This window comes from Mycobacterium sp., assembly GCF_032161845.1.
GTDB lineage: Bacteria > Actinomycetota > Actinomycetes > Mycobacteriales > Mycobacteriaceae > Mycobacterium.
The window spans coordinates 1-4052 of record NZ_JAVRQA010000489.1 but is presented as its reverse complement, the minus strand read 5'-3'; the positions used below and the strand labels follow the sequence as shown (position 1 = coordinate 4052).

The window sequence follows — 4052 nt, the reverse complement described above, 5'->3', positions numbered from 1 at the left end:
CTCGAACTGGCCGACCCGTGCATCTCGCTCGCCGACCTGGTGCTGTCGAAGCTGCAGATCCACGAGATGACGGCCAACGACCTGATCGACCTCACGGTGCTGCTCGGCGAGCACCGGATCGGGGTGCAGGCCGCCGGGCAGATCGACCTCAACCGGATCCGCGACGTGCTGTGCGACGACTGGGGATTCTGGTACTCGGCCGACTTGAATTTGGCCCGGCTGGACGAGGCGGTGCAGCGGCCCGGCCTGGACCCGGACCTGGCGGCGCGGGTGCGGATGCAGATCGCGACGTTGCGGGCCCACCTGACCGCGGCACCCAAATCGCGGCGTTGGAAGTTGCGGGCCAAAGTTGGCACCCGCAAGCGCTGGTACGAGCAGGTCGAGGAGGTCAGCTGATGGAGCTGCCGGTACGGCGCCTCGGTGCCACGGGCTGGGAGCTGACCACAGTCGGGCTCGGCACCTGGGCGTTCGGCGGCGGGGACTGGGCCTTCGGCTGGGGTCCGCAGGACGACGCCGAGTCGATCGCCACCATTCAGCACGCCGTCGAGGCCGGCATCAACTGGCTCGACACCGCGCCGGAGTACGGGCTCGGCCACTCCGAGGAGATCGTCGGACGGGCCCTGGCGGGGATGTCCGAAGCGGACCGTCCACTGGTCTTCACGAAATGCGCAATGGTGTGGGACCCCGCCGACCGGCAGGCCGAGGCGACGGCCGTCGGGGACGCGGCATCATTGCGCGCCGAGTGCGAGGCCTCCTTGCGACGGCTCGGCGTGGACCGCATCGACCTTTATCAGGTGCACTGGCCGCCGACCGACGGCACTGCACTCGAGGACTATTGGGCGACACTGGTCGACCTGCGCACCACCGGCAAGGTGCGGGCGATCGGCCTGTCCAACCACGCCGTCGACCAGCTCACCCGGGCCGAGGCGATCGGGCACGTCGACTCGCTGCAGCCCCCGTTGTCGGCGATCAACCGTGCCGCGGCGGCGGACGTCATCCCGTGGTGCGAGGCCAATGACACCGGCGTGATCGTCTACAGCCCCATCCACTCGGGCCTGCTGTCGGGCACGTTCGACCCGTCCCGGTTGGCGCCCGGTGACTGGCGTCTCGGCGAAGCCGACTTCACGTCCGACCTACCCGCCAACCTGGGCGTCGCTGCGGCCGTCGCGGACGTGGCGGCCGGGCACTCGACGAGCGCGGCGAGTGTGGCGATCGCCTGGACACTGCGCTGGCCCGGCGTCACCGCGGCCATCGTCGGGGCGCGGCGCCCGGCGCAAATCGACGGCTGGCTGGATGCCGCCGTGTTGCGGCTGACCGACGACGACCTCGATGCGATCGCCGCCGCGATCGCGAGCAGCGGTGCGGGCAGTGGACCGTCGCGTCCGGAGGGCAGGAGCGCAGCGACCGGGGAATCTGCACCGGAGGGCAGGAGCGCAGCGACCGGGGAATCTGCACCGGCCACCGCGGGGATCTCATGAGCACCGGCGCGGTCAGTGCGGCACGTAGCCGACGGCCGGGTCGACGACGTTGTGCAGCGGCTCGCCGCGTCGCCACCGGCCGAGGTTTTCAGTGAAGACGGCCATCATGTCGAGCTCGAAGCCGACGTAGTCGCCGGACATGTGCGGCGACACCAGTACGTTCGGCATCGACCACAGCGGTGAGCTGGCAGGCAGCGGCTCGACCTCGAACACGTCCAGCGCGGCGCCTGCGATCGTTCCGGTCGCCACCGCGACGACCAGGTCCATCTCCACGACGGTCGGTCCCCGCCCGACGTTGACGAGGAATCCGCACGACCCCAGCGCGGCCAGCACCTCGGCCCCGACCAGCGCGGTGGTGGCCGGGGTGAGCGGCACGGCGAGCACGAGCAGGTCGACGTCCGCGGCGACCCCGACCAGATCGTCCGAGCTCCGGATCGTCCCGAAGTCTGGGTCGTCGCCTGGGCTGCGGCCGACCAGGGTGACCTGGACATCGAGGCGAGCCAGCCGGTCGGCGACGGCCCGGCCGATCGAGCCGGTACCCACCACCGCCGCCTTGGTCCCGGCCAGCCGCCCGGTCGTCCGGTACTGCCACGTGCCCGCTCGCTGTAGCGCCCAGCTTTCACCCAGTCCCTTCGCGTGCGCGAGCACCGCGGCAAGCACCCACTCCGCGATCGTCGTATCGAACACTCCGCGTGAGTTGGTGAGCGTGACCCGGGCCAGCTCAGGGCAGATCAGCCGGTTGACCCCGACTGACGCGGCGTGCACCCACCGCAGCTCGTCGGTCCGACGCAACAGTGGGGCGAGGTCGGCGAATCGGTGGTCCCAGACGTACAGCACCGACGCCTCGGCCAGTTGTTCGTCGGTGGGAGCCGAGTCGATCTGGACGACCTCGACATCGCCGGGGATCAGGTGCAGCGGCGGCGGCGGCACTTCGGGATCAGGCTCGACGAGGACCAGCACGCGGGGACCACTCGGCACGACAACTCCGTTCGATATGCTCATACTTAAATACGCTTTCGATATTGTATCGAAAACGCGAATACCCTGCGAATCGAGAGGCATCTATGGCAATCCCCGTTGAATTAATCGGTGCATGGCGCCGTGTCGGCCTCGTCATCGACGGCGTGCGCCGCGTGGACTACTGCGACGTGCTGTGGCTGCAGTCGGCCGACTGGTTCGCCGACATCCGTACCCGCATCCAGCCTGGCATCGGGCCGTCTGCCGACGACGCGCACGCCGCATTCGCCACCGAGTTCAGTTTTGCCGGGACCACCGAGTTCACCGACCCGATGCTGCACTGGATCCACTCCCTCGACTCGCGCGGCGAGGCCCCACCTGACGAGAACCCCGTGGCATGGCAGGACGAACTGCTCGTCGAGAGCGGGTCGTTCGAGTGGCAGGGCCGCCTCGTCCCATTCGTCGAGGAGTGGGGGCACCTCGGCAACGACGGGGTGTGCGGGGTTGGCCGCGACGGTTACGTCCGGGTCGAGGCTGCCGGCTTCGCGATCGAGGTCAGCGCCACCGCGGGCGGCTTCCACGCGGTGAAGTACCGTGAGCAGAACGGCTCCTGGATCGAGGCGGGGAGGGTGGACACTCATGGCTGATCCGGCTCATCCCTTCCTCGACCCGGTGGCTTATGAGCCGGACATCGCCGATCCCGTCGAACTTCGGGCACACCGCAAGCGCCGGCTTGCGCTGGCGTATCGGGTGTTCGGTGCAATGGGCTGGGGCTCGCTCGGGGACGGGCACATCTCGGCCCGCGACCCCGAGCGACCGGACTGCTTCTGGCTGGGGCGGTACGGCGTGCCCTTCCGGTACATGACCACCGACGACCTCGTGTTGGTCCGCCCCGACGGCACCATCGAGGGCGGCGGCCACATCAACATTGCGGCGTACTTCATCCACGGCCCGGTGCACGAGGCCCGCCCGGAGATCGTCTCCGCGGCCCATTGCCACACGCCCTACGGCACTCCCTTCTCGGCGACCGTCACGTTGCTCGAGCCGATCTCGCAGGAGTCGTGCGCGTTCTTCGGCGACCACGAGATCTTCGACGACGAGGAGGTCAACATCGGATCGACAGACGGCGGCAAGCGCATCGCGGCGGCGATCGGTGGTGCGCGCGCGGTGATCCTGCGCAACCACGGGCTGCTGACAGTTGGCGCCACGGTCGACGCGGCAGTCGGCTACTTCCTATTGATGGAACGCTGCGCCGAGGTCCAAGTGAAGACCCGTGACGCCCGCCCCATCGGGGGCGAGTCGGCCCGGCGGTTTCACGGCGACTTCGACGAGGTCGCCGCGTGGCAGGTGTTCCAGTGGGCGCAGCGCAGCCACGTGCCGGACGTCAGCGTGGCGGGGCAGTAGGCGGTCGGTTGTTCGCGACGATCAGGCTCAACAGATCGAAAACCACGGTTGCGGCTGCCACACAGGTGATTTCGGCGTGATCGTACGCCGGTGCGACCTCGACGACGTCGGCGCCGACGATGTTGATGCCGGTGAGTTGCCGAAGCATGCGCAGCAGCTCCCGTGAGGTCAGCCCGCCTGCCTCGGGTGTGCCGGTGCCCGGCGCGAAGGCAG

Annotated in this window: 6 protein-coding genes; 4 read left to right on the top strand and 2 right to left on the bottom strand. The window is 69.2% G+C overall.

The window, feature by feature from the left end; translation table 11 throughout:
* Together QOD90_RS26655 and QOD90_RS26650 are read left to right on the top strand one after the other, a co-directional pair.
* Positions 1-396, top strand: a 396-nt coding sequence (locus tag QOD90_RS26655; protein WP_526354739.1) for a hypothetical protein, incomplete at its 5' end; no start/stop codon positions are given.
* Positions 396-1478 (top strand): aldo/keto reductase, encoded by a 1083-nt coding sequence (locus tag QOD90_RS26650; protein WP_526354737.1) that lies wholly within the window; start codon positions 396-398, stop codon positions 1476-1478. The genes QOD90_RS26655 and QOD90_RS26650, both read left to right, overlap by 1 nt.
* Positions 1479-1490: 12 nt before the next feature.
* Here QOD90_RS26650 and QOD90_RS26645 read toward each other — a convergent pair whose 3' ends face one another.
* The gene (locus QOD90_RS26645; protein ID WP_526354735.1) at positions 1491-2456 is read right to left on the bottom strand and encodes a D-2-hydroxyacid dehydrogenase; all 966 of its coding nucleotides are present in this window, start codon (positions 2454-2456) and stop codon (positions 1491-1493) included.
* An 86-nt stretch (positions 2457-2542) separates the two neighbouring features.
* Here QOD90_RS26645 and QOD90_RS26640 point away from each other — a divergent pair, with 86 nt between their 5' ends.
* Entirely contained in the window at positions 2543-3082 is a 540-nt protein-coding gene (locus tag QOD90_RS26640; protein ID WP_526354733.1) for a hypothetical protein, read from the top strand.
* Positions 3075-3839, top strand: a complete 765-nt coding sequence (locus tag QOD90_RS26635) for a class II aldolase/adducin family protein (RefSeq protein WP_526354731.1) — start codon at positions 3075-3077, stop codon at positions 3837-3839. Before QOD90_RS26640 ends, QOD90_RS26635 begins: the two co-directional genes overlap by 8 nt.
* Here QOD90_RS26635 and QOD90_RS26630 read toward each other — a convergent pair.
* Positions 3820-4052, bottom strand: a 233-nt coding sequence (locus QOD90_RS26630) for an arginase family protein (RefSeq protein ID WP_526354729.1), incomplete at its 5' end; no start/stop codon positions are given. The genes QOD90_RS26635 and QOD90_RS26630 overlap by 20 nt on opposite strands.